Source organism: Hymenobacter siberiensis (assembly GCF_018967865.2).
GTDB lineage: Bacteria > Bacteroidota > Bacteroidia > Cytophagales > Hymenobacteraceae > Hymenobacter > Hymenobacter siberiensis.
Genome location: NZ_JAHLZY020000001.1, coordinates 1,616,446 through 1,633,317 on the forward strand (window position 1 = coordinate 1,616,446; position 16,872 = coordinate 1,633,317).

The 16,872-nt window shown below is 64.0% G+C and carries 15 protein-coding genes and 1 pseudogene; 9 read left to right on the top strand and 7 right to left on the bottom strand.

What is annotated here, in order from left to right; genetic code table 11:
- Positions 1–275: 275 nt before the first annotated feature.
- Both KQ659_RS07205 and KQ659_RS07210 read left to right on the top strand, forming a co-directional pair.
- Positions 276–1,115, top strand: a complete 840-nt coding sequence (locus tag KQ659_RS07205) for a universal stress protein (RefSeq protein WP_216689400.1) — start codon at positions 276–278, stop codon at positions 1,113–1,115.
- Positions 1,116–1,244: 129 nt separating this feature from the next.
- Positions 1,245–2,084, top strand: coding sequence for a universal stress protein (locus KQ659_RS07210; protein WP_216689399.1), 840 nt, complete (start codon positions 1,245–1,247; stop codon positions 2,082–2,084).
- Positions 2,085–2,354: 270 nt separating this feature from the next.
- Here the strand turns inward: KQ659_RS07210 and hemF are convergent, their stop codons facing one another.
- Complete coding sequence (gene hemF / locus KQ659_RS07215; RefSeq protein WP_216689398.1) at positions 2,355–3,407, bottom strand: oxygen-dependent coproporphyrinogen oxidase; 1,053 nt, start codon at positions 3,405–3,407, stop codon at positions 2,355–2,357.
- A 351-nt stretch (positions 3,408–3,758) separates the two neighbouring features.
- On the opposite strand from hemF, the gene KQ659_RS07220 reads away from it, so the two are divergent.
- The 3 genes and pseudogenes from KQ659_RS07220 to KQ659_RS07230 all read left to right on the top strand — a co-directional run bounded on the left by KQ659_RS07220 (position 3,759) and on the right by KQ659_RS07230 (position 6,568).
- Positions 3,759–3,908 carry a hypothetical protein gene (locus KQ659_RS07220; protein ID WP_216689397.1) on the top strand — a complete coding sequence of 50 codons (150 nt, stop codon included), beginning with the start codon at positions 3,759–3,761 and terminating at the stop codon, positions 3,906–3,908.
- A gap of 15 nt (positions 3,909–3,923) precedes the next feature.
- Positions 3,924–4,190: pseudogene (locus tag KQ659_RS07225) on the top strand (transposase); the annotation flags it as partial.
- 269 nt (positions 4,191–4,459) lie between these two features.
- Entirely contained in the window at positions 4,460–6,568 is a 2,109-nt protein-coding gene (locus KQ659_RS07230) for a TonB-dependent receptor family protein (RefSeq protein WP_216689396.1), read from the top strand.
- Between the two features lie 144 nt (positions 6,569–6,712).
- On the opposite strand, the gene KQ659_RS07235 is transcribed toward KQ659_RS07230, so the two are convergent.
- Together KQ659_RS07235 and KQ659_RS07240 are read right to left on the bottom strand one after the other, a co-directional pair.
- On the bottom strand, positions 6,713–6,985 hold the full coding sequence (locus KQ659_RS07235) for a hypothetical protein (RefSeq protein ID WP_216689395.1): 273 nt from the start codon (positions 6,983–6,985) through the stop codon (positions 6,713–6,715).
- A gap of 50 nt (positions 6,986–7,035) precedes the next feature.
- Entirely contained in the window at positions 7,036–7,479 is a 444-nt protein-coding gene (locus KQ659_RS07240) for a hypothetical protein (RefSeq protein WP_216689394.1), read from the bottom strand.
- A 124-nt stretch (positions 7,480–7,603) separates the two neighbouring features.
- Between KQ659_RS07240 and KQ659_RS07245 the strand changes: the two genes are divergently transcribed.
- Complete coding sequence (locus KQ659_RS07245) at positions 7,604–7,879, top strand: GNAT family N-acetyltransferase (RefSeq protein ID WP_216689393.1); 276 nt, start codon at positions 7,604–7,606, stop codon at positions 7,877–7,879.
- An 83-nt stretch (positions 7,880–7,962) separates the two neighbouring features.
- Here KQ659_RS07245 and KQ659_RS07250 read toward each other — a convergent pair whose 3' ends face one another.
- A complete protein-coding gene (locus tag KQ659_RS07250; protein ID WP_216689392.1) occupies positions 7,963–10,305 on the bottom strand; it encodes an endonuclease in 2,343 nt (780 codons plus the stop codon).
- A gap of 170 nt (positions 10,306–10,475) precedes the next feature.
- On the opposite strand from KQ659_RS07250, the gene KQ659_RS07255 reads away from it, so the two are divergent.
- Positions 10,476–10,775 carry a rhodanese-like domain-containing protein gene (locus tag KQ659_RS07255; RefSeq protein ID WP_216689391.1) on the top strand — a complete coding sequence of 100 codons (300 nt, stop codon included), beginning with the start codon at positions 10,476–10,478 and terminating at the stop codon, positions 10,773–10,775.
- 97 nt (positions 10,776–10,872) lie between these two features.
- Here KQ659_RS07255 and KQ659_RS07260 read toward each other — a convergent pair whose 3' ends face one another.
- Positions 10,873–12,810 carry a RecQ family ATP-dependent DNA helicase gene (locus KQ659_RS07260; RefSeq protein WP_216689390.1) on the bottom strand — a complete coding sequence of 646 codons (1,938 nt, stop codon included), beginning with the start codon at positions 12,808–12,810 and terminating at the stop codon, positions 10,873–10,875.
- A gap of 276 nt (positions 12,811–13,086) precedes the next feature.
- On the opposite strand from KQ659_RS07260, the gene KQ659_RS07265 reads away from it, so the two are divergent.
- Positions 13,087–13,641: a hypothetical protein gene (locus KQ659_RS07265; RefSeq protein WP_216689389.1), complete on the top strand. Its 555-nt coding sequence runs from the start codon at positions 13,087–13,089 to the stop codon at positions 13,639–13,641.
- A 116-nt stretch (positions 13,642–13,757) separates the two neighbouring features.
- On the opposite strand, the gene KQ659_RS07270 is transcribed toward KQ659_RS07265, so the two are convergent.
- Complete coding sequence (locus KQ659_RS07270) at positions 13,758–14,546, bottom strand: hypothetical protein (protein ID WP_216690731.1); 789 nt, start codon at positions 14,544–14,546, stop codon at positions 13,758–13,760.
- A 346-nt stretch (positions 14,547–14,892) separates the two neighbouring features.
- A complete protein-coding gene (locus KQ659_RS07275; protein WP_216689388.1) occupies positions 14,893–15,552 on the bottom strand; it encodes an ABC transporter ATP-binding protein in 660 nt (219 codons plus the stop codon).
- A gap of 136 nt (positions 15,553–15,688) precedes the next feature.
- Here KQ659_RS07275 and KQ659_RS07280 point away from each other — a divergent pair, with 136 nt between their 5' ends.
- Positions 15,689–16,861, top strand: a complete 1,173-nt coding sequence (locus tag KQ659_RS07280) for a glycoside hydrolase family 113 (RefSeq protein WP_216689387.1) — start codon at positions 15,689–15,691, stop codon at positions 16,859–16,861.
- Positions 16,862–16,872 lie beyond the last annotated feature (11 nt).

The following is a 16,872-nucleotide window of genomic DNA, read 5'->3' on the forward strand; positions in this document are numbered from 1 at the left end:
CATGGCGGTGCCGGGTTTATTACTTGACATTTGACTGCTTGCCCGCGCCTCCTAACCCCGGTCCCATCACGCTAAATTCTGCCGCTTATGCAACCGCTGCTGCTCCTGTTTTCGGTGCTGCTGGCCGGCGTGCTGACCCTGCTGGGATGGCACCTGGAAGCCAGCGCCCGGCCCCCGGCCTAGCGCGCCGGGGCGGGGCCCGGGCCACCCGCCGGGGAGTAGCCCGGGTAGGGATATTCGGAGTGTTTTAAACGTCATCTTTTCGTCTCACGGTCATGAATCCATCTGTTTTGGTACTCGACAATCCGCCGACTCCGGTGGTGCAGGCCACCCGGTGGGCGGCTGTGCTTGGGGCCCCGCTCCAGGCCCGGCTCGAGCTGCTGCACCTTTGCCAGGACTCCGAGCCGGCGGCCCGGGCCGGCTTCCCCGCCCACCATGGCCCGGCCGAAACTACCCCGGCCCTCGAAGCCTTGGCCCACCAGCTGCCCACGCCCACCGGCATCACCAGCACCCGGGAGCCCCTGGCCGAAGCCGTGGCCACGGCCGTGCACCGGTACCGCCCGCTGCTGCTGGCCCTGGGCCTGAGCGAGGAGCACGGCCTGTTCGACCACCTGCTGCACAACCGCGCCCTGCCCGCGCTGCGGGCCACCTACCGGCCTCTGCTGCTGGTGCCCGAAGCCGCGCCCGAACCCCGGCTGCCGCGCCGCGTGGTCATCGCCGTCGATGCCGAGCCTTTTGAGCTCAATGCCGCCGCCAAGGCCCTGGCCCCGCTCATGGCTGCCTGGCACGCCTCCTACACGGTGGTGCACGTCACGGCTGCTCCCGAGCCACTGGCCCTGTCCAGCCGCATGGCCCTGGCCGATGTGCGGGCCAGCCGGCTGCTGCCGGCCGCCACCTCGCTGGTGCTGCAGGAGTCGCACCACCCCATTCCGGCCACCGGCATCGTGGAGGCCCTGTATGGCCCGAGCATCGACCTGCTAGTGCTCATTGCCCGCACGCGCAGCTTTCTGGGGCGGTTGTTCCACCGCAGCGTCACGGCGCAGGTGCTGCGGCACACGCCCGTACCGGTGCTGCTGCTGCCGGCCGATACCCCCGAGCTGCCCAGCATGAGCTGAGGCGTTGAATGTGGCTTGAATTGCCGAATGCTCAGGAAGACAAACGTCGAAAAGCCGAAAAAATTAAACTGCTGAAATTACCGAACTGCTGCCCACACTATTGTGCTGCCACCTTTTTCTCGCTTCGTCATGCAACCCAACTTTGTTGTCTTAACCGATTTTTCGCTCGCGGCCGAGCGCGCCCGGGTGTATGCCGCCGCCCTGGCCACGCCCCTCAAGGCCGACCTGCACCTGATACATGTTTTCCTGCCGCAGCCCATCACCACCGAATACGGCACGGTGCTGCCCGTGCTCGACGACCAGTATGTGCCCGCCACCCGGCGCAGCCTCCAGCAGGTGGCTGCCGCCCTGCCCGTGCACGCCACCGCCGAGCTGTTGGAAGCTGACTGGCCCAGCGCCATCGAGCAGGCCCTGCACCAGCACCACCCGCTGCTGCTGGTGTCCGGCCTCACGGCCACCAGCGGCTACCTCGACGAGTGGCTGAGCAACCGCACCCTGCCCCTGGTGCACCAAACCGGCTTCCCGCTGTTGCTCGTGCCCGAGTACTTGCCCGATGCCGCCATGCAGCCGCCCCGCCGCGTGGTGCTGGCCCTGGAGGCCGACCAGGCTTTCACGCTGGAGCCCGCCGCCACTGCCGTAATCCCAGTGCTCCAGGCCCTGGAGTGCGAAATAATACCCATGACGGTGCTGCCGCCGGGCGCGCCGGCCGGCACCGGGGCGGGCTTCGCGGCGGCCCAGGCGTGCGGACTGGCCTCCGCCACGCCCGGCCACGAGCTGCGCCCGGTGCTGAGCGAGCTGCCCGCATCGGGGGTGCTGCAGGCGGTGCAGGAGCTGAACGCCGACCTGCTGGTGCTGCTCGATCAGGGTCATGGCTGGATGCACAAGCTGGTGAGCGGCAGCGTGATAGACCATGTTCTGCGCTACACCAAGGTGCCGGTGCTGCTGCTGTCGGCCCGCCCGCGCGAGTAGGAGCGGAGCGGCCATCAACGTTCGCCGCAACAATTAAAGCTCCTCCTTCGGAAGGCTGCGAATTGTGCAAAATGATAAAAGTCATCTACCGGTATGATGCTGATTATTGGATGTGCAGGAAGACTGAGCGAGCTTTAAGGGTGGTATTCACGGGGCAGTCCTTGCATCGCGGAGCGCCTTCGGCTGGCCGGTGGGCGCCGCGCCAAATTGGCCTGCTTTATTCATTCATGCGGGAATTTCAGCGATTCCCCGCCAGGACTATGCACGTTTCTACCGACCATCTGCAACTGATTTTTGTGTCATCCACGGTTTCGGCGGCGTGGGGCGCGGGCTGGGTGGCCACGGCGGTGCCGGCTCCGCGCCTGGGGCAAATGTCTGTTGCCGTGTTGCCCGTGCGCCTGACGGTGGTGCCAGCCTAAGCCGCCGCTGGCCGGCCGGCACCGCCAGCCAGTCGATGCCCTGGCGCAGCCACTGCTGCGAGGCGGCTTCGGGCGAGGCGGGCGCGGGCGTGAGGTTGTAGTGCCAGTCGACCTGCGGGGGCAGGCTCATGAGGATGGATTCGGTGCAGCCCCCGGTTTCGAGGCCGAAGCGCGTGCCCCGGTCGATGGCCAGGTTAAACTCGGCGTAGCGGCCCCGGCGCACGCGCTGCCACTGCTGCTCGCGCTCGGTGTAGGGCAGGGGCGCATTCTGGCGCATAATGGCGCTGTAGGTGCGGTCATACACCTCGCCCACGTCCTGCACGAAGGCGAACAATTCCTCAAACAGACCATCGCGGCTCACCGTGAGGCGGTCGAAAAAGAGGCCGCCCACGCCGCGCGTTTCCTGGCGGTGGGGCAGGTAGAAATATTCATCGGCCCAGGCCTTGAAGCGCGGGTAATAGTCGGGCTGGTGGCGCTGGCACACCTCCCAAATCTGCTCATGAAACCAGCGGGCCTGCTGGGCATCCACATAAATCGGGGTCAAATCGAGCCCACCACCGAACCAGGCTTCGCCGTTGCCCACCTCGAAATACCGCACGTTCATGTGCGAGATGGGCACCCGAGGGCTGCGCGGATGCTGCACTACGCGCACGCCGGTGGCAAAGTAGCGGCGGTCGGGCATGAGCAGCTGCCGGGCGGCGGCCTCGCTCATCTCGCCCCACACGGCCGAAAAAGCCACGCCGCCCTTCTCCAGAATATCACCGTGCTGGAGCACGCGGGTGATGCCGCCGCCGCCCTCGGCGTGGGTCCAGTCCTCGGGCACGAAGCGGTGGCCGCTGCCGTCGGCAGTTTCCAGGCGGTGGCATAGCCAGTCCTGAAACTGCCGCATCCACTGCTCGACCATGGCGCGCGGCGCTCTAGAGCGTGAGGACAATTACTTGTGGTCATCTGCTTGTTACCTAAAACAAATTAAGGATTTAAGTATATGCGTCATCATGAAATTATGGACCCTCAATGGGTGGCTATTGCCCCTCTGCTCTCGGGTAAAGTCACCGATTGCGGCGTAACCGCCCAGGATAACCGCCTTTTTTTCAACGCTATCATGTGAATAATGCGCGCCGGCTGCCCGAACGCTTCGGCAAGCACAATTCTGTCTGCAAGCGCTTCCGCCGCCTGGCCCAAAAAGGCGTGTGGGAACGGGCGTTCGAGGCCCTGCAAGCCCCCGAGTTGGACGGGGTCATGCTCGATTCGACCGTTGTGCGGGCGCACCAGCATTCGGCCGGCCAAAAAAAGCAACGCCGACGCCGAGCGCTTGGGCCGCAGCCGCGGCGGCATCGGCACCAAAATCCACGCCTGCGTCGAGTCGCTGGGCAACGCCGTACGCCTGATTGCCACCGGCGGGTAAGCCGGCGACAGCCCGCAGGTCCTGCCGCTGCTGGCGGACCTGGCGCCGGGCAAGGTGCTGGCCGACACGGCCTACGACAGCGATGAAACCCGCGCCTATTGCGCCGAAAAGGGCATCGAAGCCGTCATTCCCCGCCACCCCGGCCGGACCCAACCCCTTCCGATGGACGAGGAAACCTACCGCGACCGCAACAAAGTCGAGCGCTTTTTTGGCCGCCTCAAACAGTACCGCCGCCGGGCAACCCGCTACGAGAAAACCGTCGTCTCCTTCCTGGCCTTCTAGCATATTGGGGTAATGATAGATTGACTTAGATAAATATATAATTGCTAAATTTTTCTCACGCTCTAGGGGCCGTGTCCGGCAGGGATGAGGTGCCCGCAGAGGGCGACCAGCCAGAACATAACGCCACTAGACAAGGACAGTAGGGCAAAGAAATAGCCAGCCAAACTGGGGAAGGGCCAAATCACAGCAACCCCGCATAAATAAGCCTCCATCCGGCAACAATTTGCGTACTCCGCTGGTCTGCGTCGTGCTGTTTGCCTTACCTGTCTATGCCTCTTCGTTACCTGTTGCTATTGTCCTTGGGGTTGCTCCGGCTGCCCACCCGGGCCCAAACCCGGCCCGATACCACCCGCGCCGTGGTCCTGCCCGAAGCTACCGTCACCGGCTACGGCCAGCGGCTGCCGCTGCGCCGCACCGCCGCCGCCATCGGGATAATCGATGCCCGCGTGATTGCGCAGTTCAGCCCCACGGCCCTCACGCAGGCCGTAAACACGCTGCCCGGCGTGCGGCTGGAGGAACGCGCCACGGCCAGCTACCGGCTCAGTATTCGCGGGAGCTCGCTGCGCTCGCCGTTCGGCGTGCGCAACGTGAAAGTGTATTACAACGGTATTCCCTTCACCGAGGCCGGTGGCAGCACGCCGCTCAATCTGCTCGACCCCGCCATTATCGGGCGGCTCGAAGTGCTGAAAGGGCCGGCCGGCAGCGTGTACGGCGCAGGCACGGGCGGCGTGGCGCTGTTTGGCACGCCGGCGGTGGCGGCGGGCGTTAGCCGGGTAGCGGTGGGGGCCACGGTGGGCAGCTACGGCCTGCGCCGCAGCACCATCACGGTCGAAACGGGCAGTGCCACCAGCAGCATCCGCGCCCAGTACGCCCACCAAAGCCTCGACGGTTACCGCCAGCAAAGCGCCTTGCAGCGCGACGTTTTCGCCCTCGATACCCGCACCGTGGCCGGCCCCAAAACCACGCTGGCCGCCCACTTGCTCTACACCGACATCAGCTACCAGCTGCCCGGCGGCCTTACCCGCGCCCAGTACGCGGCCGACCCCCGGCAGGCGCGCCCGGGCACGGCCACCGCGCCCGGCACCGTGGCGCAACAGGCCTTCTATGCCTCGCGCACCGGCCTGCTGGGCCTCACCCACGAGTACCGCTTTAGCGATAAGCTGGAGCTGCAAACCACGCTCTACGGCAGCGGCACCGTGATTCGGACGCCTTACTTAGTTGATTACGAAAGAGATACCGGCGTGGGCGTGGGCGGGCGCACGGCCCTGAGGTACCGCACGGCGCTGGCCGGGCGGGTACTGCGGCTGCAGGGCGGCGGCGAGTTCCAGGCCGGCTTCACCGACGGGCGCAGCTACCAGAACAACGGCGGCACGCCCGGCGCGCTGCGCTACAACGACGAAATTGCGACCACCACCGGCTTCGCCTTCGCCCAGGCCGACTACAGCCTGCCGGCCGATTTCCAGCTAACCGTGGCCGCCAGCTACAACCGCCTGCGCTACCGCATCGCGCGGGTGAGCAGCGCCGCCACCCAGCCCAACGATTATCAGCTCAGCCGCGATTTTCAGCCCGTGGTGTCGCCCCGCGTGGCGCTCCTGCGCGAGTTCAGCCCCAATTTGTCGGTGTATGCCAGCGTGAGCACCGGCTTCTCGCCGCCCACGCTGGACGAAATCCGGACTTCCGACGGCCGCATCAATGGCGACTTGCAGGCCGAGCGCGGCACCAGCTACGAGGTGGGCGCACGGGGCAATTTCTTCGCCAACAGGTTGACTTACGACGTTAATATTTTTGACCTGGAGCTGCGCCAAACCATCGTCAGCAGCACCACGAGTCAGGGCATCGTCGTCTTCCGCAATATCGGCAGCACCCATCAGCGCGGCCTCGAAGCCGCGCTGAGCGGCTGGCTGTGGCGCGAAACCGGCCCCGTTTCAAGCCCCGAAAATGCGCAAACTGCCGGGCGCGGCCTGCGCGCCTGGGCCAGCTACGCCTACAACGATTTCCGCTTCGGCAGCTACACCAGCGGCACTACCGACCTTGGCGGCAACCGCCTCACCGGCACCACGCCGCACACCCTGAGCGCAGGGCTGGACTTCAGCGAGCGCCTCGGGTTCTACCTCAGCCCCAGCCTCAGCCACCAGGCCCGCATCGTGCTCAATGATGCCAATACCGAGGAGGCCGCCGGCTACTGGGTATTTGGGGCGCGGGGCGGCTGGCGGCGCAGCTTCGGCCGTTTGGAAACGAATATTTACGGCGGTATTGACAATGTCACCGACCGCAATTACAGCCTGGGCAATGATTTGAACGCCTTCGGTGGGCGCTACTTCCAGCCTGCGCCGGGCCGGGCGTGGTACGCCGGGACACAGGTGGGCTGGCGGTGGTAGGGGCGCACGAATGGAGTAGCCGACAAAGCCCCAGCGGGGCGACACTTGTCGGACAAGTGTCGCCCCGCTGGGGCTTCGAAAACCATAATTACGGTTCATTGCTACCGATATGTGGCCCCGCTGGGGCTAGCATAAACGGCCGTTCTAGCTATGCTCTTCGGGCAGGGTGAAGGCAGTATCGCTGGGATTGATGAGCTCTTTGGGCAGGGTACCGGGAATTTCGCCGGCGGTCTGCTCGCTCATGTTCATGTTCTGCTCGAAGGTGCGGAGGGAATCATCCATCTCGTCGGCTTTTTCCTGGCCGGAGTCATTGTTGTTGTCGAGCACCTGGCCGTGGGTGGCCGCGTCGAGCATGGGAGTGGAGGCACCGTCTTCCGAGGGTTCCTGGTCGAAGGTGTCGTTGGGGTTATTGGGCATGGTCGGGGATAAAAAATCGAATGGAAAACGAAGCGTAGGGCCGGGCCGGCCTACTCGTCTTTGGCGGGGTAGTCGGTATCGGCCGATTCCTCGCGGGTGTTGTGGGTGCCGCCGCCGGCGTAGCGGGGGTCATCTTTGGCCCAGGCCTCGCGCAGCTCGGTATTGTCGCCGCCTTCGGCCTGCACTTCATGCACCAACTCAGGCGCCTGGTTCTGCATGATGTGGCCGGGCTGGTCCTCGGGATTGTTGGGAGCGTTTTGAGCTTCTTTCTCGCGGTCCGAGAATTCGCTGAACTCGTCGGGATTGTCATTGGCCCCGCTGCGGCCGGGGGCGGCGGCAGTAGCGGCGCTGGCATGGCCGAAGCTGCCGTAGTCGGGGCTGGTGGCCGTCACGGCCGGGTCGTTGGGATTGAGTCGGGCAGCGGCGTCGCGTTCCTGCTGGTCGATAGAACGGGGGTCGTTGTCGTGAGAGAGGGGGGGAGTGGGCGTATCCATGCAGAAGAGAATTGAAAAGCAAACGGGCCGGGCCCGCTTCAATAAGCTCTTGTACGCAAACCGGCGGTACTCGTTCGCTTTCGCGTATAGCCCGCAGCTTTTATCCTTTCAACTACGCAAGCCGATGCCCATTCAGCACGACACCAAAAACCAGCAATTTACCCTCAGCCAGGACGGCCACACCGGCGAGCTGGCCTACGCCCGCCCCGCCGAGGGTGTTATCGACGTCACCCACACCTTTGTAGACGAGGCCCTGCGCGGCCAGGGCCTGGCCGACGACCTGGCCCGCGCCGCCCTGGCCTTCGCCCGCGAAGAAAAGCTCAAGGTGAAAGCCAGCTGCAAATTTATGGCCGGCTTCGTGCAGAAGCACCACGCCGAATACGCCGACCTGCTGGAATAAGCCCGGCCCCCGGCCCTGTCCGAACGCAAAAGCGCCCCCGACCAGCTGGTCGGGGGCGCTTTTGCGTTCGGGGAAGTAGTGGGCTATTGCACCACTACGCGGCCCGTGTACTCCACGCCGGCGCAGCGCACGCGCACGGCATATAGGCCGGCGGGCAGGCCGCGCAGGTCTACCAAAGCTGCCTCGGTAGCGCTGAGCTGGGCGGTGCGCTGGCGCACGGCGCGGCCCAGCAGGTCGAGCACTTCTACTGTAGCGGAGCGGGCGGCCGCCTGGCCGGGCAGGCGCACCTGCACGGTGGCAGTGGCCGGGTTGGGATATATTTCGAGGGCGGTACGCAGGCCGGCAGCGGTGCGGGTGGCGGTGGTCAGGCCGCAGGCGGTGCTGGTGTAGCTGCCCACGCCGGCGTAGTTATCCACGCCATTGCCGGTCCAGGTGGCTGCTCCGTAGGGGCCATTCCAGCGGCCGCCCTGGTTGGTGTTGGGCAGGCGCACCATGGTATTGTTCAGGGTCGAGCCGCCGCCGGCCACCGTCCATTCGGTGGGGCGCTGGCCAATCACGCCAATAATATCGAGGGTGTCGGTGCCATCAAAGAGGGCCACGGCATCGTCGCCGTTGAAGAAAGCCACGCCGCTTTGCAGGTCGGTTTGGGCGGCTACGCCGGCATCGGTCACGCCGGTGTTAGCAATCACGAACACGTCATAGGGGGCAATGGTACCGCTCAGGGCCTGCGTAGTGGTGGCGGTAGTGGCCCCGTTGGCGTACAGCACCACGCGCTTGCCAGCCAGGGGCATGGGCGAAGTGGTGGGGTTGTAGATTTCCAGCACCTTGGTATTACCCGTGTTCGACTCGGTGTACTGCGTGAAGTAGGGCTTGGTGCAGGGCGCGCCGGCCGGGGCTGCGTCGTCGTTGGTGATGGTGAGGACGTGGGCAGTGGGCTGGCCCAGCAGCACGCCGGCCGTGGAGGGCGTGCCCAGGCGCAGGCGCACGGTTTCGTCGGGCTCGAAGGTCAGGTCGCCGTTCACGGTCACGGTCACGGCCCGGGTGGTGGGGCCGCCCACGGTGAAGCTCACGCTGGTCGTGTTCAGGGTATAGTCGGACGGCGAAGTGGCGGTGCTGTTGGCCACGTCCACGTTCACCGGCACGGTGATGGCGCTGGTGATGGCCGCGCCGGTCAGGGCCACATTCACGGTGTAGGTGCTGGTGCCGGTGTTGCCCTCAATAATAGCGCCGGTGGCCGAGGCGAAACTCACCGTAGAAGGCGTGCCGTCGTCGTTGAGGATGGTGAGCGTGTGCACGTTGGGGCCGCCCAGGCCGGTGCCGGTGCTGGCGTTGGTCAGGTTGAGAACTACCGTTTCATCGGCTTCGGGCTGGGTGTCGCCGTTCACGGTCAGGGTCACGGTCTGGCTGGTGCTGCCGGCCGGGAAGGTCACGGTAGCGGGCGAGGCGAAGGTGAAATCCGAGCCGCTGGTGGCGGTCGAGTTCATGGCATCGAAGCTCACCTGCACGGTGGTGGCCGTGGCGGCGGCCGGGGCCAGGTTCACGGTAAACGTGTAGGTGCTGGTGCCGGTATTGCCTTCGATGATGCTGCCCGTAGCGCTGGCAAACGTGAATACCGGGCCGGGAGGGGCCAGGCCGTAGGCCTGGGCCACCAGCTCGGGGTGCTCGATGTAGGGGTTGTAGTTGCCCTGGCTGGCGGCCACGCGGCGGTTGCGCTCAATCTCGTGGGCATCCACCGGGTCGGCCAGGTGCCAGGCGTAGAGGGTGGCCAGCGGGGCCAGTGCCGTGATGCTCTGGTGGCCGGTGGCAATCAGCTCCGGCTGGGTGTCGTGCATCGTGTAGAAGTAGAACGCCGTGCGGGCCACGTTGCCTTTGTGGTCTTCGCGGGGCTCAAACTGCGAGTTGGTGTCCTCGCTGTACTCGTCGATGTTGGTGGTCGGGATGGTGCTCTGGCTGCTGGTGTTGCGCATCCAGAGGGTGGTGGCGGCGTCCGGAATGTCGGCGTAGGGGTTGTTGCCCCGGTTCGAATTCCACTGAATATACGTGGGGTAGAGGTGGTGCATATCCGACACCATGCGGGCCGCCGAGCTGAACCACGACTGCGGAATGCTGTGCTCGCAGTTGATGTTGGCCGCCGATGTGGTGCTGGAGCTGGTGAAGCTGAACGGGTTCGGGGTGTTGTAGCCCGAGTACACGCAGGTTACCGAGTTGTTGTAGTTGTCGGCGTAGTTATACATTTTGGCCCGGGCTCCGGCATAGGAGAGCACCGTACGCTTGCCGTCATACCAGTTGGTACGTAGCCAGTCGCGCAGGGCCTGGCCCTGCAAGTTGGTGGGCGGAGCAGTCGGTACGGCCGGAAATACCTGGGCCTGCAGCGCGGCGGGTACCAGGGCCAGCGCCACCAGCAGCGAAGCGAAAAAGTGTTTCATATGAAACGGGAGAAGGGGATAATGGGATGAGGGATAAGCGCGGGGGCAGAGGGAAGCAGTAAAGGTAACGGATTCGGCCCGGGCGGCTGAGGGCCCGCGCATTACGAAACCAAGAAGACTTCGCCCTATTTTCGTCCCCTCATACCCTCATACCCTCATACCCTACATATATGGCCGACATCACCACCACCGAACTCCGCCAGCGCCTGCAGGCCGGCGAAACCCCGCACCTCGTCGACGTGCGCGAACCCTGGGAGCACGAAGAAGCGAGCATTCCCACGGCCCAGAACATCCCCCTCGGCTCCCTGCCCGAGAAGCTCGACGACCTCGACGCCTGGAAGGACGAGGAAGTAATTGTGCACTGCAAGAGCGGCAGCCGTTCCTCGCAGGCCAAAGCCTACCTCACCCAGCAGGGCTTCAGCAACGTGCGGAATCTGCTGGGCGGGTTCACCGAGTATTCGGCTGGTTAGCAAGTAAGCGCCTCCCTTGTAGCACATGCTTTAGCTTGTGCGGCGTCAGGCAGTTTCGCGCCACCGTCGCACAAGCTAAAGCGTGTGCTACAAGCAGCTATGCCGCCACCAGACGCCCGTCGGCCGCATACGCCAGCTCGCCGCGGTCCACCATTTCCCGCACGGCTGCGGTAATAGCCGCCGCATCCTTCGGCGGAAACGCGGCCAGCAGCTCGCGCGGCGACAGCGCCCCAGCCCGTAAGTGCGCCAGCAGCGGCTCGCGCAGCGACGGAGCCTGGACGGCGGCCTGTGCCGCTTTTTTCTCAGCCAGGCAAATGTCGCAGACTCCGCAGCGGGCCGGGTCGGCCTCGTCGAAATAGGTGAGCAGCAGAATCTGGCGGCAGCGGGTGCCGTTAAGGTACTGGCCCACGGCGTGGGTTTTGGCGCGGGCCAGGTCGCGGGCGGCCGTCATCCGCACCTGGTCGATGGGCAGCTTGGCCGCATCGAAGCGCGGCGTGGTGAACATCGCCTGCGGGGCCTCCTGTTTGGGCTGGTAGTGCAATATGCCCGCCGTGTGCAGGTAGCGCAGCTGCTGGCGCACTTCCACCACGCTGCGTCGCAGGTGCGTGGCCAGCGAATTTTCCGAAATGGTCTGAAAATCGGCAAACAGCTCGCCGCCGTGCAGCCGCAGCAGGGCCTTTATCAGCAAGTCGTGCTGCGCATTGGCCACCTGGAACGTGTACAAATCCTGATGGCTCATTATCAGGTGCACCCGTGCCGGCTGGTTCACGGCCTCGTTCAGCTGCACAAAGCCTTCGCGCTGCAAAATCTTCAGCGAATTGTGCGCGTCCACGGCCTTGATGCGGTAGGTTTCGGCAAACTGCTGCAGGTCGAACTCGAACGCGGCCAGCTCGCCGCCACCCACCGCCGTGCGCGAGTAGTTGGCCAGCGCCTGGTACACGCGCCGCACCGTATCCAGGGGCGGAAACGACTGGCTGGTGCGGCGGCGCAGCTCATCGGCATCGTTGGGCCCGGCCAGCAGCACGGCAAAGGCATATTGGCCGTCGCGCCCGGCGCGGCCGGCCTCCTGGTAGTAAGCCTCCAGGGTATCGGGCGCGTCGAGGTGGGCCACGAGGCGCACGTCGGGCTTGTCGATGCCCATGCCGAAGGCGTTGGTGGCCACGATGAGGCGCACTTTATCGGCAATCCAGTCCTGCTGCACTTGGGTGCGCTTATCTGATGGCAGGCCCGCGTGGTAGGCCGCCGCCGCAAACCGGTGCTGCTGCAGAAACGCGGCCGTGTCCTCCGTCTGCCGCCGGGTGCGGGCATAAACAATGGCCGTTTTGTTCGGCCCCACGCCGCGCACCACTTCCAGCAGCCGGCGCAGCTTGTCCTCCGTTTGCAGCACCGAGTACGAGAGCTTGGGCCGGGCAAAGCTCTGCCGAAACACGCCCGAGCCCGGCCCAAATTTCAGCTTCTCCACGATGTCGGCCTGCACCTGCGCCGTGGCCGTGGCCGTGAGGGCGATAACCGGCGTGCCCGGCGGCAGCTTCTCGCGCAGCTCGGCAATGCGCAGGTAGGGCGGCCGGAAATCGTAGCCCCACTGCGATAGGCAGTGCGCCTCGTCCACGGCCAGCAGCCCCACGTTCATTTTCGCCACCCGCACCTGAAATAGCTCCGTGAGCAGCCGCTCGGGGCTTACGTACAGGAACTTCACGCTGCGGCCATACACGCAGTTGTCCAGCGCGTGGTCGATTTCCTGGTGGCTCATGCCCGCATAGATGGCTTCCGCTTTCAGCCCACGCTTGCGCAGGTTGTCCACCTGGTCCTTCATCAGGGCAATCAGCGGCGACACCACGATGCAGATGCCCGGCCGCGCCAGCGCCGGCACCTGAAAGCAGATGCTCTTGCCGCCGCCGGTGGGCAGCAGCGCCAGCGTATCGTGCCCATTCAAAACCGAATTGATGATTTCTTCCTGCCCCGGCCGGAAAGCTGTGTGCCCCCAATGCTCGCGCAGCAGCGCCAGGGGCGAGGTTTCGGTAGGAGCGGAGGACATGGTGCGAAGTTACGGCCAGGTTTTACTAACCGATGGGCTTTTGCTTGGCTTTGTGTTGTGCACCAAGACAGCAATTGGCCGAAAAACGCTTTCGGTAGGAGTTCGCAAAACTCGTCCCAAAACGGCATTTCGTGAACGACGAAAGTGAGCGAAGTTTCTTAAACTTAACGCACCCGCTTTCCTGTCTTTGAAAGGGCTTGTTTATACAAGTAGGCACTTCAGTGTTTCTTTTAGCAAAAGGAGCGTTAGTTTGCTGTCACCTACTTTGTCCTTCGCATGGCTAAGCTCCTTTTGGCACTCCTCTCGATTTTGCTGCCGTGCGCCGTGTTCGGTCAGCCCACGTGGCATCGCCCGCCTGGTGGCCTACAGCAAGAACGCTGCTTGGAGGCGGAAGTAAAGCAGCAACTCCGAACCCTGCGGCGCCAGCATGTCGACAGCCTGTTCACGGTGCGGCACTACTTCGAGCAGGGTGGCTTTGACCACGTGGTGGCCTACGTCGTCTGGCAACATGCCGGTCAAGGCCAAGTGCGCACGCTGCGCGGGTGTGGAGCGGACCAGAGCTCCCAACCTTTTCCTACCCAATCCTTATTTGCCTTTTATCAGCAGCACCAACTAGCTACCCTGCCAGAGTTGGTCGTAACCCACCTGCACGACCCGTACCTGTATAGTGTCGAAGTCACCCTGCCGGGCCTCACCCATGCCTTCGTGCTGCAAGAGTACCAGCGCCAGCCCAGCCTTTCGCGCCCGCTCCTGCCTGGCGAAACCCCGACCATGCAGGCACCAGAACCGCGAAGCATGTGGGTGAGCCTTTTTGAACAAAGTCTTCCATAGAAGTTTGCCAAAAAGGTGATTAAAACAATCCTGCCTCACCGCCCCTTAAAATATGCTCACAAAAAAGCCCGGCACCTCACGGTACCGGGCTGGTAGAAGCAGGAAAAGTAACAGGACTAAGCCGCCACTTTCTCCCCGTTCTCACGGTCATCAATGGCCTTGCGCAGCTTAGCGATGGCCTGCACCGCACGCTCCTCATCGAGGCGGTTGATGTTGAGCAGCATCTTGGTTTTCTCGGGGCGGGTGATAACCGGATGGTTCAGCAGGCGGATGATTTCCTCCTTGTGCGCAGCCGTGGCGTACTGAACCGGCGCGGCGGCGGGGGCATCAGCCGTGGCGGCCGGAGCCTCGGCGGGCAGCACCTGCATGGCGGGCACGGGCTGGGCTGCTACCGGCGCAGGAGCGGCTACGGCCACCGTGTTGGTGTTGTAGTCCATTTCCTCGGCGGGCGTGGGCTCGTAGCCGGCGGCGCGGATTATCCAAGCTAGGCAGTTGCGGTAGGCCTTGCCGATGGCGCGGGTCTGGGCCATGCTCATGATGGCAAATTCCTGGTAGAATTTCTTGCCGCTCTCCTTGTTCGAGCACACCGCGAAGCCGGCACCCACCGTGGTGCCGTGGCGCAGGTCAAAGAGCGTCACTTTGGCCTGGTACTTCATTTCCTCGGGGCTGCTCACGTTGATGACGTGCTCCACGATGGGCACGATGCCCAGGCGCGAACCGGCGTACTGCCAGCCCTCCACGTTCACAAACTCCTTGCCTTGCACGTTGGTCGTAAGCTTGTTATCCTTAATGAACTTAGCGAGGTCCTTCGCCAAATCCAGCGTTTCGTCGGAGCGGGCAATGTCGTAGCTCTCGACTTTAACGTTTTTGGTAACTTCCTTGGTGGTTTTCGGGGCCTCGTTCATGGCTTTGTTCTTTAGTAATGTGTCCAACTGATGTTCGGGTTAATAACCCAGAATTAGAAACAAACGTGCCAGAATTGCCAAAAATATTGGTAAATTTTATTGCTGTTATTCAGTAATTTATCAGCAATAAGAAAATTATTAAGAACTAAGCAGGTTGGGAATGGTCGGTGGCGGCTCTTACTAAGCTCCTCCGTTTAGTAAGCATAGCCCGGCGGGCATCGTTTCGGCGGCGCCAGGCAGCGGTTCCTGCAGCGGGTGCCGTGTAAAAAGGCAGAGGTCCGCAGAGCCGTGCCGAAACACTTCTGCGGACCTCTGCGGGAACCGATGTACAGGACGAGAAATGAACCTATCCGCCTTCCAGAATATGGCCGTCGCGCATCACAATCTTACGGTCGGCCATGTCGGCCAGCTGCTCGTTGTGCGTCACGATGACGAAGGTCTGGCCCAGCTCTTTGCGGAGCAGGAAGAAAATCTGGTGCAGCTCCTGGGCATTTTTGGTATCGAGGTTGCCGCTGGGCTCGTCGGCGAAGATGATTTCGGGCGAGTTGATGAGGGCGCGGGCCACCGACACGCGCTGCTGCTCGCCGCCGCTCATCTCGCTGGGCTTGTGGTTGGCCCGAAATTCCATGTTCAGCATGCCGAGCAATTCGCGGGCCCGTACGCGCACTTCTTTTTCGGAGCGGCCGGCCAGGTAGGCGGGCAGGCACACGTTTTCGAGGGCCGTGAACTCGGGCAGCAGGTTGTGAAACTGGAAGATGAAGCCGATGTGCCGGTTGCGGAACCGGGCCAAATCGTTGCGCCCCAGCGAGCTTACCGATTCGCCATCGAACAGGATATCGCCCGAGTCCGGCGTGTCCAGCGTGCCCAGAATGTGGAGCAGCGTGCTCTTGCCGGCCCCGGAGGAACCAACAATGCTCACGATTTCCGACTTTTCAATCGTTAAATCAATGCCCTTGAGTACGTTCAGGGAATTGTAGCTCTTGTGAATGTTGATAGCTTGCAGCAACGGCGGGCAGCGATAGACGTGAATGAAGCGGTAGTGGCAAAGCTACGCACAATCCGGGCGGTGCCCTGCCGCGCCTTAACACGCAGCCCGCCGATTAAGCACAAACCGATTCTTCGCATTGCCCCACTTTCTTTTCATGCCGCGCTCTTTTTTTTCGATACGCCGCTGGTGGCCGTTGGCTTTGCTGGCCTTGGTGCCGCTGCTGGCCCTGTGGCGCTGGCCGCGCCGCGCCGTCCTCCCCGCCGAAACCGCCCGGCAGGCCCAGACGCTGGCCACGGCCCCATCGGCTTTCGGGGCGGCGTTTGCGCCGCGCGGCCGGGGCGCGGTGGTGTCGGACAGCCTGCGGCTGCGCGGCGTGAGCTGGGTGGGCGGCGACTCCGTAACCATTGCCGAGTGGGCCCCGCTGCGGCGCGACCACATCAGCTGGATTGCCCAAACGCCCTTCGGCTGGCAGGCCGGGGCCGCCGAGCCCGCCGTGCAGCTGCACACCGCCCGGCCCGGCGGCCGCTTCGGCCTGTGGGGCGAAAGCGACGCCGGCATCGAATACACGGCCCGGCTGGCCCGGCCGCGCGGTATCCGCACGCTGCTGAAGCCGCACTTGTGGGTGCGGGGCCGCAGCGCCTGGCCCGGCGATATTAACATGACCAGCCCGGCGGCCTGGGATGCGTGGTTTGCCAGCTACACCACCTTTATTCTGCACTACGCCGCGCTGGCCGAGGCCGCGCACCTCGACGGCCTGTGCATTGGTACCGAATTGCAGCACGCCACCGAGCCGGCCCACGAAAAAGCCTGGCGCAGTCTCATCAGGCAGATTCGGCAGGTGTACCACGGCCCGCTTACCTACGCCGCCAACTGGAGCGGCGAGTACGAGCAAATCCGGTTCTGGGACGCGCTCGACTACGTGGGCATTCAGGCCTATTTCCCCCTGTGCTCGTCTGCCAGCCCATCACTCGATACGCTGCTGCGCGGCTGGCAGCCCCACCTGCAAAAGCTGGTCCGGTGGCAGAAAAAAATCAAAAAAACCGTGGTATTTACCGAAGTGGGCTATAAAACCACGCCCGATGCCGCCGCCCGCCCTTGGGAGTGGCCCGAGCGCACGGCCGCCCTGCAAACGCCCGACGAGGCCACCCAGGCCCGTTGCTACGAGTCGCTGTTCCGGGCCTGCTGGGGCCTGCCGTGGCTCAAGGGCATGTTTATCTGGAAGTGGTACCCCGGGCTGGAGGCCGATGGCCCGGCCCGCCGCCACGCCGACTTTACGCCCCAGCACAAGCCCGCCGAAGCTGTGCTGGCTCGCTGGTATGGTCAGTAGCACCCAAGCTT

Bases quoted from the DNA above. Each gene is read 5' to 3' on its own strand.
- KQ659_RS07210 (WP_216689399.1), top strand. From the start codon at position 1,245: ATGCAACCCAACTTTGTTGTCTTAACCGATTTTTCGCTCGCGGCCGAG.
- KQ659_RS07260 (WP_216689390.1), bottom strand. From the start codon at position 12,810: ATGTCCTCCGCTCCTACCGAAACCTCGCCCCTGGCGCTGCTGCGCGAG.
- KQ659_RS07270 (WP_216690731.1), bottom strand. From the start codon at position 14,546: ATGAACGAGGCCCCGAAAACCACCAAGGAAGTTACCAAAAACGTTAAA.
- hemF (WP_216689398.1), bottom strand. From the start codon at position 3,407: ATGGTCGAGCAGTGGATGCGGCAGTTTCAGGACTGGCTATGCCACCGC.
- KQ659_RS07240 (WP_216689394.1), bottom strand. From the start codon at position 7,479: ATGGATACGCCCACTCCCCCCCTCTCTCACGACAACGACCCCCGTTCT.
- KQ659_RS07280 (WP_216689387.1), top strand. From the start codon at position 15,689: ATGCCGCGCTCTTTTTTTTCGATACGCCGCTGGTGGCCGTTGGCTTTG.
- KQ659_RS07250 (WP_216689392.1), bottom strand. From the start codon at position 10,305: ATGAAACACTTTTTCGCTTCGCTGCTGGTGGCGCTGGCCCTGGTACCC.
- KQ659_RS07205 (WP_216689400.1), top strand. From the start codon at position 276: ATGAATCCATCTGTTTTGGTACTCGACAATCCGCCGACTCCGGTGGTG.
- KQ659_RS07255 (WP_216689391.1), top strand. From the start codon at position 10,476: ATGGCCGACATCACCACCACCGAACTCCGCCAGCGCCTGCAGGCCGGC.
- KQ659_RS07265 (WP_216689389.1), top strand. From the start codon at position 13,087: ATGGCTAAGCTCCTTTTGGCACTCCTCTCGATTTTGCTGCCGTGCGCC.
- KQ659_RS07245 (WP_216689393.1), top strand. From the start codon at position 7,604: ATGCCCATTCAGCACGACACCAAAAACCAGCAATTTACCCTCAGCCAG.
- KQ659_RS07235 (WP_216689395.1), bottom strand. From the start codon at position 6,985: ATGCCCAATAACCCCAACGACACCTTCGACCAGGAACCCTCGGAAGAC.
- KQ659_RS07230 (WP_216689396.1), top strand. From the start codon at position 4,460: ATGCCTCTTCGTTACCTGTTGCTATTGTCCTTGGGGTTGCTCCGGCTG.